This window comes from Paraburkholderia dipogonis, assembly GCF_042680985.1.
Lineage (GTDB): Bacteria > Pseudomonadota > Gammaproteobacteria > Burkholderiales > Burkholderiaceae > Paraburkholderia > Paraburkholderia phytofirmans.
In genome coordinates this window covers 84,916-103,131 of record NZ_JBHUFR010000032.1, presented here as the reverse complement: position 1 = coordinate 103,131, position 18,216 = coordinate 84,916, and the positions used below count along the sequence as shown (strand labels likewise).

The 18,216-nt window shown below is 60.5% G+C and carries 18 protein-coding genes and 1 tRNA gene; all 19 read right to left on the bottom strand.

All coding sequences use genetic code 11. The annotated features are described in order from the left end of the window. Positions 1-18: 18 nt before the first annotated feature. Positions 19-315, bottom strand: a complete 297-nt coding sequence (locus tag ACFSNN_RS34520; RefSeq protein ID WP_007175603.1) for a DUF2818 family protein — start codon at positions 313-315, stop codon at positions 19-21. Continuing rightward, the gene (gene nuoN / locus ACFSNN_RS34515) at positions 315-1,787 is read right to left on the bottom strand and encodes an NADH-quinone oxidoreductase subunit NuoN (protein WP_012432387.1); all 1,473 of its coding nucleotides are present in this window, start codon (positions 1,785-1,787) and stop codon (positions 315-317) included. The genes ACFSNN_RS34520 and nuoN overlap by 1 nt, the downstream gene beginning before the upstream one ends. A gap of 23 nt (positions 1,788-1,810) precedes the next feature. Beyond that, positions 1,811-3,301, bottom strand: a complete 1,491-nt coding sequence (locus ACFSNN_RS34510) for an NADH-quinone oxidoreductase subunit M (RefSeq protein ID WP_134456661.1) — start codon at positions 3,299-3,301, stop codon at positions 1,811-1,813. Positions 3,302-3,315: 14 nt separating this feature from the next. After that, a complete protein-coding gene (nuoL, locus tag ACFSNN_RS34505; protein ID WP_134456662.1) occupies positions 3,316-5,403 on the bottom strand; it encodes an NADH-quinone oxidoreductase subunit L in 2,088 nt (695 codons plus the stop codon). A gap of 17 nt (positions 5,404-5,420) precedes the next feature. Further along, positions 5,421-5,726: an NADH-quinone oxidoreductase subunit NuoK gene (gene nuoK, locus ACFSNN_RS34500; RefSeq protein WP_006052894.1), complete on the bottom strand. Its 306-nt coding sequence runs from the start codon at positions 5,724-5,726 to the stop codon at positions 5,421-5,423. Between the two features lie 20 nt (positions 5,727-5,746). Continuing rightward, positions 5,747-6,448 carry an NADH-quinone oxidoreductase subunit J gene (locus ACFSNN_RS34495; RefSeq protein WP_134456663.1) on the bottom strand — a complete coding sequence of 234 codons (702 nt, stop codon included), beginning with the start codon at positions 6,446-6,448 and terminating at the stop codon, positions 5,747-5,749. A gap of 192 nt (positions 6,449-6,640) precedes the next feature. Beyond that, complete coding sequence (gene nuoI / locus ACFSNN_RS34490) at positions 6,641-7,129, bottom strand: NADH-quinone oxidoreductase subunit NuoI (protein WP_012432383.1); 489 nt, start codon at positions 7,127-7,129, stop codon at positions 6,641-6,643. A 15-nt stretch (positions 7,130-7,144) separates the two neighbouring features. After that, positions 7,145-8,209, bottom strand: a complete 1,065-nt coding sequence (gene nuoH, locus ACFSNN_RS34485) for an NADH-quinone oxidoreductase subunit NuoH (protein ID WP_106280370.1) — start codon at positions 8,207-8,209, stop codon at positions 7,145-7,147. Beyond that, the gene (nuoG, locus tag ACFSNN_RS34480) at positions 8,210-10,543 is read right to left on the bottom strand and encodes an NADH-quinone oxidoreductase subunit NuoG (RefSeq protein ID WP_134456664.1); all 2,334 of its coding nucleotides are present in this window, start codon (positions 10,541-10,543) and stop codon (positions 8,210-8,212) included. Positions 10,544-10,665: 122 nt separating this feature from the next. Further along, positions 10,666-11,994 (bottom strand): NADH-quinone oxidoreductase subunit NuoF, encoded by a 1,329-nt coding sequence (gene nuoF, locus ACFSNN_RS34475; protein ID WP_134456665.1) that lies wholly within the window; start codon positions 11,992-11,994, stop codon positions 10,666-10,668. Next, a complete protein-coding gene (nuoE, locus tag ACFSNN_RS34470; RefSeq protein ID WP_012432379.1) occupies positions 11,991-12,476 on the bottom strand; it encodes an NADH-quinone oxidoreductase subunit NuoE in 486 nt (161 codons plus the stop codon). The genes nuoF and nuoE overlap by 4 nt, the downstream gene beginning before the upstream one ends. 131 nt (positions 12,477-12,607) lie before the next feature. Further along, positions 12,608-13,861 carry an NADH-quinone oxidoreductase subunit D gene (locus ACFSNN_RS34465; RefSeq protein WP_134456666.1) on the bottom strand — a complete coding sequence of 418 codons (1,254 nt, stop codon included), beginning with the start codon at positions 13,859-13,861 and terminating at the stop codon, positions 12,608-12,610. Between the two features lie 9 nt (positions 13,862-13,870). Beyond that, entirely contained in the window at positions 13,871-14,473 is a 603-nt protein-coding gene (locus ACFSNN_RS34460) for an NADH-quinone oxidoreductase subunit C (RefSeq protein WP_134456667.1), read from the bottom strand. A gap of 21 nt (positions 14,474-14,494) precedes the next feature. Beyond that, on the bottom strand, positions 14,495-14,974 hold the full coding sequence (locus tag ACFSNN_RS34455; RefSeq protein WP_006052903.1) for a NuoB/complex I 20 kDa subunit family protein: 480 nt from the start codon (positions 14,972-14,974) through the stop codon (positions 14,495-14,497). 63 nt (positions 14,975-15,037) lie between these two features. After that, complete coding sequence (locus ACFSNN_RS34450; RefSeq protein ID WP_012432376.1) at positions 15,038-15,397, bottom strand: NADH-quinone oxidoreductase subunit A; 360 nt, start codon at positions 15,395-15,397, stop codon at positions 15,038-15,040. A gap of 162 nt (positions 15,398-15,559) precedes the next feature. Then, a tRNA-Leu gene (locus ACFSNN_RS34445) sits at positions 15,560-15,644 on the bottom strand. A gap of 113 nt (positions 15,645-15,757) precedes the next feature. Next, the gene (gene secG, locus ACFSNN_RS34440) at positions 15,758-16,135 is read right to left on the bottom strand and encodes a preprotein translocase subunit SecG (protein WP_012432375.1); all 378 of its coding nucleotides are present in this window, start codon (positions 16,133-16,135) and stop codon (positions 15,758-15,760) included. Between the two features lie 82 nt (positions 16,136-16,217). Further along, positions 16,218-16,997, bottom strand: coding sequence for a triose-phosphate isomerase (gene tpiA / locus ACFSNN_RS34435; protein WP_134456668.1), 780 nt, complete (start codon positions 16,995-16,997; stop codon positions 16,218-16,220). 135 nt (positions 16,998-17,132) lie between these two features. After that, a complete protein-coding gene (locus ACFSNN_RS34430; protein WP_134456669.1) occupies positions 17,133-18,149 on the bottom strand; it encodes an NAD(P)H-quinone oxidoreductase in 1,017 nt (338 codons plus the stop codon). Positions 18,150-18,216 lie beyond the last annotated feature (67 nt).

Here is an 18,216-nt window from a genome sequence, read left to right as displayed (position 1 = left end):
GCCGACGGCGAGACGCCGTCAGCGGCGTTTGACAAGATACTGGAAGGTGAAGCCAGGGAACGCGAACACCACGAACAGCGCAAACGTGATCGCGTAGAACTGCCAACCCTGTTCGAAGCGGTTACCCGCGCGCGCTTCCAGCAGAAAACCAAGCGCGCCGACCACGAAGTACAGCACGATCAATTCGGCAATCCGGATCCAGGCGCTTTTCTTCGCCGCTTTCAACGGCACGGCGGCGAAGAGGCGCTGATTCAGGAACGGCAGGTTGGCGCCGACCAGCGCCAACAACACGATAAACCAACCTGCAGCGGACATCAGAGCAGCAGCGTGTGCTGGATCGCCTGCAGGCAGGCCTTCAACAACGGATCCGGCACGATACCGAGCACCAGTACGGCCACACCGTTGAACGCGAGCAAGGCACGCGTGCTGGTGTCGGCGAGAATGGGCGACTTGTCTTGCGGATCGTCGAAATACATCAGCTTGACGATACGCAGGTAGTAAAACGCGCCGAACAGCGAGGTGATCACGGCCAGCACCGTCAGCCACGTCAAACCGGCGTTCATGGTGGCCTGCAGCACCGCGAGCTTCGCGTAGAAGCCGACCGCGGGCGGAATGCCGGCGAGCGAGAACATCATGATCATCATCACGAAGGCGAACACCGGGCTGCGCTGATTCAAGCCCTTAAAGTCTTCGAGCGTGTCCGCTTCGAAATCGCGACGCGCCAGCAGCATGATCACGCCGAATGTGCCCATCGTCGTGATCAGGTAGACGATGCTGTAGTACATCGCCGAGCCGTACGCGTTGGCCGCGCCCGTGGTCTTGCTGTCGACCACGCCGGCCAGCAGACCCAGCAGCACGAAGCCCATATTCGAGATCGCCGAATACGCGAGCATGCGCTTGACGTTGCGTTGCACGATACCGGTAATGTTGCCGACGATCAGCGACAGTGCAGCGAGGATCACCAGCATTTGCTGCCACTCCACCGCCAGCGGCAGCAGGCCCATCACCAGGAAACGCAGGCCCCAGGCGAACGCGGCAACCTTCGGACCGCCGCCGACCATCAGCGTCATCGCCGTCGGCGCGCCTTGATAGACGTCGGGCACCCACATGTGGAACGGCACCGCGCCCATCTTGAACGCCACGCCCGCCACGATGAAGATCACGCCGAACAGCAGCACGCTCGGGTCGTAGTGGCTCGTGCCGATCGCCTTGAACACTTCGTTCAGGTCGAGCGAACCGGTCGCGCCGTACAACATGGAAATGCCGTACAACAGAAAGCCGGAAGCCAGTGCGCCGAGCACGTAGTACTTCATGGCCGCTTCGTTCGACGGCGCTGCGTCACGACGCAGGGCGATCGCGCCATACAGCGACAGCGACATCAGTTCCAGGCCGAGATACAGCGTCAGGAAGTTGTTGCCGGAGATCATGACGAGCTGGCCGAGCAGCGAGAACATGCCCAACAGGAAGAACTCGCCGCGGAACAGGCCGCGATCTTCCAGGTAACGTCGCGAATACACGATCGACACCGCATAGCCAAGCGTCACCACCGCTTTCATCACGTTGGCGAACGAATCCACCACGTACATGTGGCCGAAGTAGTAGTGCACTTGCGGATCGAACGCGTTCATCGCGAACCAGACGCCGGCGACCAGCGTCGAGAAGAACGCGATGAAGTACGTGGTACGGCGACCGGCCTGGCCGACGAACGTATCGTTGAGCCACGCGACGACAACGGCGAGCATCACCAGCGCGTCGGGCAACAGAGCAGTCATAGGGGCGTTTTGCATGGTCTTGAATTCCTCGCTCTGCGTTACTGAGGCAACGGCAGCTTTGACTGCGCAACGTGGGCGAGGAGGTTTTCCACGGATACGTGCATCACATCGGTAAAGGGCTTCGGATACAGGCCCATGAACAGCGTCAGTGCGGCAAGCACTGCCAGCATGAAAAATTCGCGACGGTTGATGTCGAGCAGGCCCTTCACGTGATCGTTGGCGATCGCGCCGAAGTACACGCGCTTGTACATCCACAGCGTGTAGGCCGCGCCGAGAATCAGCGTGACTGCCGCGCCGCCCGCGATCCAGAAGTTGTACTGGACAGCAGCCAGAATCACCATGAATTCGCCGACGAAACCGGAGGTGCCCGGCAGGCCGCAATTGGCCATGGAGAACAGCATGACGAACGCCGCGAACTTCGGCATCACGTTGACGACACCGCCGTAATCGGCGATCTGACGCGAATGCATACGGTCGTACAGCACGCCGATGCTCAGGAACATCGCGCCCGACACGAAACCGTGCGAGATCATCTGCACGATCGCGCCTTCCACGCCCAGCTGGTTGAAGATGAAGAAGCCGAGCGTCACGAAACCCATGTGCGCGATCGACGAATACGCGACCAGTTTCTTCATGTCCGTCTGCACCATCGCGACCAGACCGATGTAGATCACCGCGATCAACGAAAGCGTCACGATGACCGGCGCCAGAAAGTGGCTGGCGTCCGGCGCGATGGGGAGCGAGAAGCGCACGAAACCATAGGCGCCCAGCTTCAGCATGATCGCGGCCAGCACGACCGAGCCGCCGGTCGGCGCTTCCACGTGGGCGTCAGGCAACCACGTGTGAACCGGCCACATCGGCACCTTCACGGCGAAGGCCATGAAGAACGCTATGAATATCAGCACCTGTGGCGTCATGGCGATCTGCGCATGCTGCCATGTAGCGAGGTCGAACGTGCCGGTCTGGATGTACAGGTACAGCAACGCGACCAGCATCAACAGCGAGCCCATCAGCGTGTACAGGAAGAACTTGAACGCCGCGTAGACGCGATTCGCCCCACCCCATACGCCGATGATGATGTACATCGGAATCAGCGTCGCTTCGAAGAACACGTAGAACAGCATGCCGTCGGCGGAACTGAACACGCCGACCATGATGCCCGACAGGATCAGGAACGCGGCCAGGTACTGACCCACTTTCTTGGTGATTACTTCCCACGCGGCGATCACGACGATCACCGTGATCAATGCGGTCAACACGACGAACCACATCGAGATGCCATCGACACCCAGGTGGTACGTGATGTTGAAGCGCTCGATCCAGTTCGCCTTTTCGACGAACTGCAGATCGGCGGTGCTCGAATCAAAACCGGTAATCAGCGGGATCGTCACGAGGAAGCTGACGACCGAACCGATCAGCGCAATCCAGCGCGCGGGAGCCGGGTTCTGGTCTGAACCAATGGCCAGGACCAGGAGGCCGACGAGGATCGGCAACCAGATCGCAATACTGAGAATCGGATAAGCGTGCATTAGTGTCCCTCGCCTTATTTGCCGCCGAGCGTTACAAACAGGGTCAGGAGCCCCAGCATGCCGATAATCATGGCGAACGCGTAGTGATAGATGTAGCCGGATTGGAGGAAGCGGATCACGCCGGCGAACCAGCCGATAAAACGTGCGCTGCCGTTGACGATGCCGTCGATCACCACGACGTCGCCTTCCTTCCAGAGACCACGGCCAATTGCCACGGCGCCCCGCGCGAACACGACTTCGTTGATCTTGTCCATGTAGTACTTGTTATCGAGCAGCGTGTAGATCGGACCGAACGCGCGCTTGATGACAGCCGGCAGATCCGGACGAACCAGGTACAGGAACCACGCGACCACCACGCCCGCGAGCGCCAGCCAGACCGGCAGGCCCGCGACCGAGTGCAGGCCCATCGACGCCCAACCCTGGAACTCTTCGGCCATCTCATGCAGCGCCGGATGGTTTTCGCCGATGAAGATCACCTTGTCGAAGGCCACGCCATGCTGGAAGAAGTCGCCGTACAGCATCGGGCCGATGCCGATCGCGCCGATTACCACCGACGGGATTGCCAGCAGCACCAGCGGCAGCCAGACCACCCACGGCGTTTCATGCGGCTCGTGAGCGTGGTCGTCGTGACCGTGGCCATGTGCGTCCTGGCCATGGCCGTGCGAATCGTGACCGTGCGCGTCATGTGCATGCGCCGCGGCTTCGATGCCCATCGGCGATTCCGGATGCTTCGGACCGCGGAAGCGCTCCTCGCCGTGGAACACCAGGAAGTACATACGGAACGAATACAGCGCGGTCACGAAGACGCTCGCCACCACCGCGAAGTACGCGAAGCCCGAACCCGGCAGATGCGACAGCTTCACCCCGTCGATGATCGAGTCTTTCGAGTAGAAGCCCGAGAAGAACGGTGTGCCGATCAGCGCCAGCGAACCGACCAGCGACGTGATCCACGTGATCGGCATGTACTTGCGCAGGCCGCCCATGTTGCGGATGTCCTGATCGTGGTGCATGCCGATGATGACCGAACCCGCGCCGAGGAACAGCAGCGCCTTGAAGAACGCGTGCGTCATCAGGTGGAACACGGCGACCGAATAGGCCGACGCGCCCAGCGCGACCGTCATGTAACCCAGCTGCGACAGCGTGGAATACGCCACCACGCGCTTGATGTCGTTCTGGATGATCCCGAGGAAGCCCATGAACAGCGCGGTAATCGCACCGATGACCATGACGAACGACAGCGCCGTATCCGACAGTTCGAACAGCGGCGACATGCGCGTGACCATGAAGATACCGGCCGTCACCATGGTTGCCGCGTGAATCAGTGCGGAAATCGGCGTCGGGCCTTCCATCGAATCCGGCAGCCAGACGTGCAGCGGAAACTGCGCCGACTTACCCATTGCGCCAATGAAGAGGCAAATACAGGCGACCGTCAGCAGACCCCAGTCCGTACCCGGAAAGCTCAGTGCCGCGAGTTCGGTGCGCTTCGCGAACACGTCGCCGTAGTTCATCGAACCGGCGAACGCGAACAGCAGGCCGATACCCAGCAAAAAGCCGAAGTCGCCGATGCGGTTTACGATGAACGCCTTCATGTTGGCGTAGATCGCCGTGGGACGGGTGAAGTAGAAGCCGATCAGCAGATACGACACCAGACCTACCGCTTCCCAGCCGAAGAACAGCTGCAGGAAGTTGTTGCTCATCACGAGCATCAACATCGAGAACGTGAACAGCGAGATGTACGAGAAGAAGCGCTGGTAGCCGTCTTCGTCGGCCATGTAGCCGATCGTGTAGATGTGCACCATGAGCGACACGAAGGTCACCACGCACATCATCATGGCCGTCAGCGAGTCGACCAGGAAGCCGATCTCGAACTTCGTCTTGCCGATCGACATCCATTCGTAGATGGTCGCGTTGAAACTCGCGCCGTTCAGTACCTGGAAGAAGACGATGGCCGACAGGATGAACGAGATCGCGACGCCGAGGATCGTGACCGAATGCGCACCGGCTCGCCCTACCGCTTTTCCGGCCAGACCGGCAACAAGACAGCCGGCCAGCGGTGCCAGCGGGATCGCCAGCAGCAGGTTTTCATTGAGTATCGTGGACATAACCGCTTTTCCTGAAATTAACCTTTGAGCTGATCGAGATCCTCGACATTGATCGTGTCGAGACTACGGAACAGGGTCACCAGAATCGCGAGGCCGATTGCCGCCTCCGCTGCTGCAACCGTCAGCACGAAGAAGACGAAGATCTGGCCGTGCACGTCGCCGAGGTAATGCGAGAAGGCGACGAAATTGGTGTTCACCGCGAGCAGCATCAGTTCGATCGCCATCAAAATGATGATGACGTTGCGACGGTTCAGGAAAATGCCGACGATGCTGATCGCAAACAGGATCGCGCCGAGGACAAGGTAATGGGCAAGGGTCAACATGATTTCTATCTCCTGTCCGCTCAGCTGTTCTTAGCCGGTGCCGAGTCGGCTGCTGCTGCCGCCGCTGCGGTTGCTGCCGCTGCGGCTTCTTCGGCCGCGACGGTTGCCGCAGTCTTTTCCGATTTCATCTTCACGACGCGCACACGGTCCTGAGCACGCACCTTGACCTGCTCGCTGACGTTCTGGCGCTTGCTGTCTTTCTTGTGGCTCGTGGTCAGCGCGATAGCCGCGATGATCGCCACCAGCAGCACGAGGCCGGCCACTTCGAACGCGAAGATGTAGTCCGTATAGATGACCTTGCCGATCAGGCGCGTGTTGGACCAGTCGCCCATGCCGTTCGCAGCGGCGGTCGTGTCGCGCAGCGCCGTGGCGGTCGCGCCGTAACCGTGCCAGAGAATCAGCGCGGTTTCGATCACGATGATCGCGCCCACCAAAGTGGCCATCGGCACGAAACGCTTGAAGTCTTTGCGCAGCACGTCGATGTTGATGTCCAGCATCATCACCACAAACAGGAACAGCACCATCACCGCGCCGACGTAGACCAGCACCAGCAGAATCGCGAGGAACTCGGCCTGCAGCAGCATCCAGATCGCGGCTGCGTTGAAGAACGCCAGCACCAGAAACAGTGCGGACGACACCGGGTTGCGCGAGGTGATCACCTTCAGCCCTGAAACCACCAGGAGCAGCGCGAAGATGTAGAACAGTACGGTCGTGAATTCCATGATTACCGGTTCATCGTTAGGCCATCGTCAGGCATTGTTCTTTGGCACTTGTGACTGCCGTAAAACTGGCGTATCGCCAGCACAGCCGCACAGGTGCGCCGTGCCGCGGCGTTCAGGCCGCGGCGCCCGGCCTGACAACAGGCCGTGATTGCTGCTTTTACTGCCGCATTGACTAATTTATTAACTGAAGCTTCAACGATACGGTGCGTCGGCTGCCTTGTTCGCCGCGATCTCCGCTTCATAGCGATCGCCCACGGCCAGCAGCATGTCTTTCGTGAAGTACAGGTCGCCGCGCTTCTCGCCGTGATACTCGAGAATGTGCGTTTCGACGATCGAATCGACCGGGCAGCTCTCTTCGCAGAAACCGCAGAAGATGCACTTGGTCAGGTCGATGTCGTAACGCGTGGTGCGGCGGGTGTTGTCCGCGCGCGTTTCCGATTCGATGGTAATGGCGAGCGCTGGGCACACTGCTTCGCACAGCTTGCAGGCGATGCAGCGCTCTTCGCCGTTTTCATAGCGGCGCAGCGCGTGCAGCCCACGGAAACGCGGCGAGATCGGCGTCTTCTCTTCCGGGAACTGCACGGTCACCTTGCGCTGGAACGTGTAACGTCCGGTCAGCGCGAGGCCTTTGAGCAGTTCCGTGAGGAAGAAGGTCTTGAAAAAGTTTTGGATTGCGGTCATAGGTTCATCCGCCCTTTATTTCCAGATGTTCAACGGCGACATGATCCAGAAGCCGACCACCACCAGCCATACCACGCAGACCGGAATGAAGATTTTCCAGCCCAGACGCATGATCTGGTCATAGCGATAGCGCGGGAATGTGGCACGCGCCCAGATGAACACCGACAACAGGAAGAAAACCTTGGCGACGAGCCATACGATGCCCGGAACGAACGACAGGAAGCCGAACGGTGCACTCCAGCCGCCGAGGAACAGTGTTGCAGCCAATGCCGAGATCACGATCATGTTGATGTACTCGGCGAGGAAGAACAGCGCGAACGCCATACCCGAGTAATCGATCATGTGGCCCGCGACGATTTCCGACTCCCCTTCCACCACGTCGAACGGGTGACGGTTCGTTTCGGCGATGCCCGAGATGAAGTACACGACGAACATCGGCAACAGCGGAAGCCAGTTCCACGACAGGAAGTTCAAGCCGTACGATGCAAAGATGCCGTGTTCCTGCGAAGCAACGATGCCCGACAGGTTCAGCGTGCCGGCGGTCATCAGCACGACGACGAGCGCGAAGCCCATCGAGATTTCGTACGAGACCATCTGCGCCGCGGCGCGCATCGCGCCGAGGAACGCGTACTTCGAGTTCGACGCCCAGCCGGCCAGGATCACGCCGTACACGCCGATCGACGAAATTGCCATCGCATACAGCAGACCGGCGTTGATGTCGCCGAGCACCGCGCCTGCCTGAAACGGAATCACCGCCCAGACCGCGAAGGCCGGCACCACCACCATGATCGGCGCGATCAGGTAAATCCAGCGGCTCGCCTGCGCCGGCTGAATCACTTCTTTCAGCAAAAGCTTCAGCACGTCGGCGATCGGCTGCAGCAGACCTGCGGGGCCGACGCGGTTCGGGCCGAGACGCACGTGCATCCAGCCGATCAGCTTACGCTCCCACAGAATCAGGTAAGCCACGCACAGCAGGATCACGACGGCCACCACCAGGATGCGCACCAGTGCCCACACCGTGGGCCATGCCACACCGAGAAGCTGGGTGCCGCCCGAGTTGATCGTATCGAACAAGCTCATTTACGCCTTCTCCACCACCAGTTCACCGAACAGGCTGCCCAGCGCTGCACCGGCAGGCGTAGCCGCCGATACGCGGACGACCATCTCCGCAAGATTCGCGTCGCGCACGGCCGGCAACTGCACCGATTGCTCGCCCTGGCGCACGCGCACTGCGTCGCCTTCGTTCAAACCCAGTTTGTCAAACAGTCCGGCCGGCAAACCGACCGAGTTTGCCGCACGTGCCGCCGCGGTCAGATGCAATGATTCGGCGCGACGCACCAGCGCGTCGGCGTGATAGATCGGCACGTTCGCGAGACGCTCGAACTTGCCTTCCACCGCCTTCACCGCCTTGCCGCGTGCAACCGCGGCACTCGTCCTGTTCGACAGACGCGAGTTCAGTTCACCGTCGCCAAGAGCGACCGTGCGCACTTCTTCCGAAGTGTCGAATTCGAAGCCGGGCAAGCCCAGCAGGCTGCCCAGCACGCGCAACACCTTCCATGCCGGACGCGTGTCGCCAAGCGGACGCACGACGCCGTTGAACGTCTGCACCGTACCTTCGGCGTTGACGAACGTGCCGGCCGTTTCCGTGTACGGAGCGATCGGCAGCAGCACGTCGGCGTATTCCGCGCCGGTCTGGAACGGCGACATCACGACCACCATCTCAGCCTGCTTCAGCGCGGCCAAAGCCTGCGCCGGATTGGCCGTATCGAACTCCGGTTCGACGTTCAGCAGCACATAACCCTTGCGCGGTTGCTCGAACACTTCGCGAGCGTTCAGACCGCCCTCGCCCGGCAACGCGTTCACGAGATGCGCGCCGACCGTGTTGGCCGCTTCCGTCAGGAAGCCCAGCGTCGCGCCGGTAGCGTCCGCAATCCATTGCGCCGCGGCGTGAATGACGGCGAAGTCCGGATGACGAACCGCGCTGTTGCCGAGCAATACGAGGCGGCGTTCGCCGGTAGCGAGAGACTTCGCGACTTTCTTGTTGGCGTCCGTCGGCTGCGTGCCGGCGAAGGCTTCCGGCAGTGCGACGCCGTTCGCTTCCGACACAGCACCCGCGATACCAGCCAGTGCCTCAAGCCATGCCGACGGCGCAGCAACTACACGCTCCGCTTGCGGGATGAGCGCGTCATCGTTGGTGGACTGTACGAGCGTGAGCTTCGCACCGCCCTTGGCGGCCTGACGCAGACGAGCGGCGAACAGCGGATGATCGCGGCGCAGATCCGAACCGATCACCAAGGCGGCGTCGGCGTTCGACAGATCGGCGATCGCGGTGCCGAGCCACGGCGTACCGTTGACCGGCGCCGAGAAATCCGACTGACGCAGACGGAAGTCGACGTTCGGCGTGCCGACCGCTTGCGCCAATTGCTTCAACAGGAACAGTTCTTCGACCGTGCTGTGGGCGCTGCCGAGTGCGGCCAGCGCGTTCGCGCCGTGGTCGCCCTTGATGCCCTTCAGCCCCTTCACCACGTATTCGAGCGCGGTTTGCCAGTCGGTCTCGACCCACTTGCCGCCTTGCTTAAGCATAGGCTGAGTCAGACGCTCGGGGCTGTTCAGGCCTTCATACGAGAAACGGTCCTTGTCCGAAATCCAGCATTCATTGATGGATTCGTTTTCGAACGGCAGAACGCGCATCACGCGATTGTTCTTCACCTGCACCACGAGGTTCGCGCCGACGGAATCGTGCGGGCTCACCGACTTGCGGCGTGACAGCTCCCACGTACGGGCGCTGTAACGGAACGGCTTGCTGGTCAGCGCGCCGACCGGGCACAGATCGATCATGTTGCCCGACAGTTCCGAATCCACCGTCTTGCCGACGAACGACGTGATTTCCGAATGCTCGCCGCGGCCCAGCATGCCGAGTTCCATCACGCCAGCCACTTCCTGGCCGAAACGGACGCAACGCGTGCAGTGAATGCAACGCGACATTTCTTCCATGGAGATCAGCGGGCCGACGTTCTTGTGGAACACCACGCGCTTTTCTTCGCTATAGCGCGAGCCCGACTTGCCGTAGCCCACGGCCAGATCCTGCAACTGACACTCGCCGCCCTGGTCGCAGATCGGGCAATCCAGCGGGTGGTTGATCAGCAGGAATTCCATCACGGCTTGCTGGCCTTTCACCGCCTTGTCCGACTTGGTGCGCACGATCATGCCGGCCGATACCGGCGTGGCGCATGCAGGCACCGCCTTCGGCATCTTTTCGACATCGACCAGACACATCCGGCAGTTGGCCGCAATCGACAGCTTCTTGTGATAGCAGAAGTGAGGAATGTACGTGTCGACCTTATGCGCAGCCTGGATCACCATGCTGCCTTCAGGCACCTCTACTTTCTTGCCGTCTATTTCAAGTTCAACCATGATGGTCAATCTTCCTTAACCTGTTACCGCTCAATCGTTCGCCCGTTCATCGCCCGTTTCAGGCGATGAATCCCGCGATGACGTGTTCTTTTGCGTGCTTATCTGCTTATCGATTCGCAGACTCAAGCCGCTACGGTTTCCTGCGCCGCCGCTGCGCCGGCATGACCGCCGACGAGGCAATGCTTATGGGCGACGTGATATTCGAATTCGTCCCAGTAGTGCTTGAGCATGCCGCGAACCGGCATGGCCGCTGCATCGCCGAGCGCGCAAATCGTGCGGCCCATGATGTTTTCAGCGACCGAGTTCAGCAGATCCAGATCTTCCGGCCGGCCGAGCCCGTGCTCGATACGATGCACGACGCGGTACAGCCAGCCCGTGCCTTCGCGGCAAGGCGTGCATTGACCACACGATTCTTCGTAATAGAAATACGACAGACGCAACAACGAGCGCACCATGCAACGCGTTTCATCCATGACGATGACCGCGCCCGAACCGAGCATCGAGCCGGCTTTGGCGATCGAATCGTAGTCCATGTCGGTCTGCATCATGATGTCGCCCGGAATCACCGGTGCCGACGAGCCGCCAGGAATCACAGCCTTGATCTTCTTGCCGCCGCGCATGCCGCCGGCGAGTTCCATCAGCGTGGAGAACGGCGTGCCGAGCGGAATTTCATAGTTGCCCGGACGTTCGACGTCGCCCGCGACGGAGAAAATCTTCGTGCCGCCGTTGTTCGGCTTGCCGATTTCGAGGTAATTCTGCGGGCCGATCGCGAGCAGGAACGGCACCGCGGCAAACGTCTCGGTGTTGTTGATCGTAGTCGGCTTGCCGTACACGCCGAAGCTCGCCGGGAACGGCGGCTTGAAGCGCGGCTGGCCTTTCTTGCCTTCCAGCGATTCGAGCAACGCGGTTTCTTCGCCGCAGATATAGGCGCCGTAACCATGGTGCGCATGCAGTTCGAACGAGAAGCCCGAACCCATGATGTTTTCGCCGAGGAACCCGGCTCGGCGAGCTTCGTCCAACGCCTGTTCAAAGCGCTTGTAGACTTCCCAGATTTCGCCGTGGATATAGTTGTAGCCGACCGTAATGCCCATCGCATACGCGCCAATCGCCATGCCTTCGATCAGCGAATGCGGGTTGAAACGCAGGATGTCGCGGTCTTTGAACGTGCCCGGCTCGCCTTCGTCCGAATTGCAGACGAGGTACTTCTGGCCGGGGAATTGACGCGGCATGAAGCTCCACTTCAAACCGGTCGGGAAGCCTGCACCGCCACGGCCACGCAGACCCGACGCCTTGACGTCGGCGATCACCTGCTCGGGCGGAATCTTCTCTTCCAGAATACGGCGCAGCTGGGCGTAACCGCCGCGCGCCACATAGTCTTCGAGATGCCAATTGTCGCCGTTCAGGCCGGCAAGAATCAGCGGTTTGATGTGACGATCGTGTAAAGACGTCATTTCGAAAGTTCCTCGAGCAGCTGGTCGATCTTCGCGCGGCTCATGAAGCTGCACATGCGATGGTTGTTCACCAGCATCACCGGCGCGTCGCCGCACGAACCCATGCACTCACCTTCTTTCAGGGTGAACTTGCCGTCGGCCGTGGTCTCGCCGAAGTCGATGCCGAGCTTCTGCTTCAGATATTCAGCAGCGCTGTCCGAGCCGCCGTCCGGGCCGAGCTGGCACGGCAGGTTGGTGCAGAGCGTGATCTTGTATTTGCCGACCGGCGAGGTCTCGTACATCGTGTAGAAGGTCGCCACCTCCTGCACGGCGACTGCCGGCATGCCGAGATAGTCCGCGACGAACTGCATGAGTTCGGGCGTCAGCCAGCCATGCTCTTCCTGAGCGGTGGCCAACGCCGACATCACGGCGGACTGTTTTTGATCGGCGGGATACTTCGCGATCGCGCGATCGATTTCTTTCAGGCCTTCAGCTGAGATCATTTTCAGACACGACTCTTTCAATTCCTACCGAACGAAAACCTGTCGCGCGCTGCATGATGCGACAGACCCGGCGTTCCTTTGCTTGACGCGCGCTTCGGTGCAATCTGAAGGCGCGCTCTGATGAATACGTCCTAGCGATCCACTTCGCCGAACACGATGTCCTGCGTGCCGATGATCGTCACGGCGTCGGCGATCATGTGACCGCGCGCCATTTCATCGAGCGTGGACAGGTGAGCGTAGCCCGGTGCGCGGATCTTCAGGCGATACGGCTTGTTAGCGCCGTCGGAGATCAGATAGATGCCGAACTCGCCCTTCGGATGCTCGACCGCGGCGTATGCCTCGCCTTCCGGAACATGGAAGCCTTCCGTGAAGAGCTTGAAGTGGTGAATCAGCTCTTCCATGTTCGACTTCATGCCCACGCGCGACGGCGGCGCAACCTTGTGATTGTCGATCATCACGGGGCCGGGATTCTTACGCAGCCACTCAACGCACTGTTTCACAATGCGTGTGGACTGGCGCATTTCTTCGACGCGTACCAAATATCGGTCATAACAGTCGCCGTTGACCCCCACCGGGATGTCAAAATCGAGCTTGTCATAGACCTCGTACGGTTGCTTCTTGCGCAGATCCCATTCGATACCCGAACCACGCAGCATCGCGCCGGTCATGCCGAGATTCAGCGCGCGTTCCGGGCTGACCACGCCGATACCGACCAGACGTTGCTTCCAGATCCGGTTGTCGGTCAGCAGCGTTTCGTATTCGTCGACGCACTTCGGGAACCGCGTGAAGAAATCGTCGATGAAGTCGAGGAGCGAACCCTGACGATTCTCGTTCATCTTCGACAACGCCTTGGCATTGCGAATCTTCGACGCTTTATATTGCGGCATTGCGTCAGGCAGATCGCGATAGACACCGCCCGGACGATAGTAAGCAGCGTGCATCCGTGCGCCGGACACCGCTTCATACACGTCCATCAGGTCTTCGCGCTCACGGAACGCGTACAGGAACACCGCCATTGCGCCGACGTCGAGCGCGTGCGCACCGATCCACATCAGGTGGTTCAGCACGCGCGTGACTTCGTCGAACATCACGCGAATGTATTGCGCGCGCACCGGCACTTCGATGCCGAGCAGCTTTTCGATCGCCATCACGTAGCCGTGCTCGTTGACCATCATCGACACGTAGTCGAGACGGTCCATGTACGGCACCGACTGGATAAATGTTTTGGTTTCGGCGAGCTTTTCAGTCGCGCGATGCAGCAGACCGATGTGCGGATCGGCGCGCTGAATGACTTCGCCGTCGAGTTCGAGCACGAGGCGCAGCACACCGTGCGCTGCCGGGTGCTGAGGGCCGAAGTTGAGCGTGTAGTTCTTGATCTCTGCCATGGCGTTCTCTTAGTGTTTCAGACCGCCATAGCGATCTTCGCGGATCACGCGCGGCGTGATTTCTCGCGGCTCGATCGTCACAGGCTGATAGACGACGCGCTTCTCTTCCGGGTCGTAACGCATTTCGACATAACCGGAGACAGGGAAATCTTTGCGGAACGGGTGACCGATGAAACCGTAGTCGGTGAGGATGCGGCGCAGATCCGGATGGCCTTCGAAGACGATGCCGTACAGGTCGAACGCTTCGCGCTCGTACCAGTTGACCGAATTCCAGATATCGACGACGGACGGCAGGATCGGCACTTCGTCGTCCGGCGCGAACACGCGCAGACGCAGACGCCAGTTGTTCTGCACCGACAGCAAATGCAGCACGGCCGCGAAACGCGGACCGTCGTAAGCGCCTTCAGCGTAAGTCTGATAGTCGACGCCGCACAGATCCACGCATTGCTCGAAGCCGAGCGAGCGGTCGTCGCGCAGACGCGTTGCCACGTTGAGGTAGTCGCCAGCCTTCACGACGATCGTCAACTCACCGATTGCTTCGCTGAGGTTCAGCAGGAGGCCGCCAAAGGCCGCCTCGAGGTTCGCTTTCAGGGTCTCGAGTTTGCTTGCCATATTGTGGGGGAGGCGTTGGCCTTATTGACGGGCGATTGTATTGGTGCGGCGAATCTTGGCCTGGAGCTGGATCACGCCGTACACCAGCGCTTCCGCCGTGGGCGGACAACCCGGCACATAGACGTCGACCGGCACGATCCGGTCACAGCCGCGCACCACCGAATACGAGTAGTGGTAATAGCCGCCGCCGTTCGCGCACGAACCCATCGAGATCACCCAGCGCGGCTCGGCCATCTGGTCGTAGACCTTGCGCAGAGCCGGCGCCATCTTGTTGCACAGCGTGCCGGCGACGATCATCACGTCCGACTGACGCGGACTCGGACGAAACACCACGCCGAAACGGTCGAGGTCATAACGGGCAGCGCCCGCATGCATCATCTCGACCGCACAGCACGCAAGACCGAACGTCATCGGCCACAACGAGCCGGTGCGCGTCCAGTTGATCAGTTTGTCAGCCGTGGTGGTGACAAACCCTTCCTTCAAGACCCCTTCGATACTCATTTGCTTTCCACTCCAGACGGGGCGGCAAGCCTTGGCCACCCACGCAAACCGGCGATTAATCCATCATTCCCAGTCGAGGCCGCCTTTCTTCCAGATATAGGCGAAGCCCAACAGGAATTCGAGCAGGAAAATCATCATTGCCAAGAAGCCAGGCCAGCCGATGTCGCGCAGGGCAACGCCCCACGGAAACAGGAACGCGGTTTCAAGATCGAAAATGATGAAAAGAATGGCGACGAGGTAATAGCGCACGTCGAACTTCATGCGCGCATCTTCGAATGCTTCGAAGCCGCACTCGTACGGTGCGTTTTTCTCGGTATCAGGCTTGTTGGGACCGAGGATCTTGCCGATACTGACCAGTGCTACGCCTAAACCGGTGCCCACAACGAGGAACAACAAGACGGGGAAATAGGCTGCGAGGTTCAAGACTATCCTCAATCGGTTGGTTCTGAGTGCCGTCAGGAGCATAGCACTCCTGACGCGAAATCACTTCCGAAACGCACATGCTGCAAGCCCAACGCAAGCCGCACGCCAGAAGTGAAAATGCCAGCCGAAGCGAAGCAAGCGGCTGGCATTTAGATAACATTTTGGTGCCGACGGCGAGACTCGAACTCGCACAGCTTTCGCCACTACCCCCTCAAGATAGCGTGTCTACCAATTTCACCACGTCGGCACTGCATGCAATCCGGGAAAACAACTTATAAAACCCGCGAATCGCTTCAAGACTTAGATTGTAACTGTTCTAATCAGATTGTTCAACGCACAAAAGCACGTTTGAGCGAAAATTTATTTCGGCACGTCGGTTGCCGGAACGGACGCAGCCGAGGCAGGCAAAACAGCCGAGCCAGCTGCCGGTGCGGACGCAGCCGACGCCGCGACCGGTGCAGTGACAGCCGCGCCCAGCACGCCTGCGGAAGGTTTCGCACGATATGCGCCGAGGTAAGTGAGCGTCAGCGTGGTGACAAAAAACACCGCTGCGAGCACAGCCGTTGTACGCGACAAGAAGTTCGCCGAACCGGTCGCGCCGAACAGGCTGCCCGACGCGCCGCTACCAAAAGCCGCGCCCATATCGGCGCCTTTGCCGTGTTGCAGCAAGACGAGGCCGATCACCCCGAGTGCCGACAACAGCTGAACGACGATAATCAATGTTTTCAAATACAGCATCACACTCACCTGAGTCTTTATTTAACCGCGCGACACACTGCGTGTTGCGCGGGATGGGGTCATCCTCGCCAAGGCGCCCTGCTTAACCGGCGACGCTCGTTGCGGCCGCCGCCTTGCAGATCGCCAGGAAATCCTGGTCTTTCAACGACGCGCCGCCGATCAGGCCACCGTCGATATCCGGCTGGCGGAACAATTCTTCCGCGTTCTCCGGCTTCACACTCCCGCCGTACAACAGCGGGACATCCGCCACCGCCACGCCCTTTGCCGCCAGACGCGCACGCAGGAACGCATGGACCGCCTGCGCCTGCTCCGAGCTCGCGCTCTTGCCGGTACCGATCGCCCACACCGGCTCGTACGCGACGACAAGCCGCGCCGCCTCTTGCACCGACAATTTCGCCAGCACTTCGTCCAGTTGCGTGCCGACCACCTGCTCGGTTGAACCGGCTTCGCGCTCTTCAAGCGTTTCGCCGACGCAGACGATAGGCGTCAAGCCTGCTTCCAGCGCGCGCTGCGTTTTCACCGCAACCAGTTCAGCGCTTTCGCGATGATAGGCACGGCGCTCCGAGTGCCCGACGATCGCGAGCGTGGCGCCGAAATCCACCACCATCGGCGCGGCCACTTCACCCGTATAGGCGCCATGCGTGAATGCCGACACGTCCTGCACGCCCCACACCACCCGGCTGCCTTCCAGCAACGATTGAGACTGCGCGAGATACGGACTCGGGACGCAGACGCCGACGCGCACGTCGGCCGGCAATTCGCCCGCGCCTTGCGCCACCGCTTGCAACAGCGTGGCATTTTCGGCGAGGCGCCCGTGCATCTTCCAGTTACCGACTACCAGCTTGGCTCGTTGTTTCGACATCGTCTCGTCTTGTCTTGGCGGCGGACTTTGTTTGCGCTTACAGTCCGCCTTTCGGTTTCATGCGGCGTGCGCAAAACGCGCAATTTTACTGCGTGGGGTGGATCGGGTCAAACAGACCGTGTCAAACCGACCTTGTCAAGCGTCCTGACCCCAAGACAGTACGATCTTGCCGACATGCGTGCTGCTCTCCATCAGCGCATGCGCGTCGGCAGCCTGCGCCGCCGGAAATACGCGATGCACCACTGGCTTGATGCGGCCATCTTCGAGATGTGGCCACACGCGCTCTTTCAACTGCGCGGCAATCTTCGCCTTGAATTCGATCGGCCGCGGACGCAGCGTCGAACCGGTCACCGTCAAACGGCGGCGCAATACTTCGTTCAGATTCAGCTCGGCTTTCGCGCCGCCCAGCAACGCGATCAACACGATGCGCCCACCATCCGCCAACGCCGTCAGCTCACGCGACACATAACTGCCGGCCACCATGTCGAGGACCACGTCGACACCGCGATCGTTGGTGAGCGACTTGATCACTTCGACGAAATCTTCAGTCTTGTAGTTGATCGCGCGTTCGGCGCCCAACGCTTCACACGCGCGGCACTTCTCGTCCGAGCCCGCGGTCGCGAACACGCGAAAACCGAGCGCATGCGCAATCTGGATCGCCGTCACGCCGATGCCGCTCGATCCGCCCTGCACCAGCAGCGTTTCGTTCGGCGCGCCTTCGCCCTTGCCGAGTTGCGCACGGTCGAACACATTGCTCCACACCGTGAAAAACGTTTCGGGCAGCGAAGCAGCTTCGACATCGGACAAACCGGCCGGCACCGGCAGACATTGCAGCAGCGGCGCGACCGCGTATTCCGCGTAGCCGCCGCCGGCCAGCAACGCGCACACGCGATCGCCAACCTTCAGACCGAACGGGTTGTTCTTCTCGTCGATCGACCCTTCGACGATTTCGCCCGCCACTTCCAGTCCGGGCAGATCCGACGCGCCCGGCGGCGGCGCATAGCCGCCTTTGCGCTGGAACACGTCCGGACGATTGATGCCGGATGCGGCCACCTTGATCAGCACCTCGCCTGCTTTAGGCTGCGGCGTGGGCCGCTCAGCCAGCTTCAGGACGTCCGGCGCTCCGAATTCGGTGATTTCGATCGCTTTCATCTGCGTCAACTCCAAGATTGGATTGCGTTGCATGCCGGGGTGAGCAAATAGAGTAACCGTTTCTGCC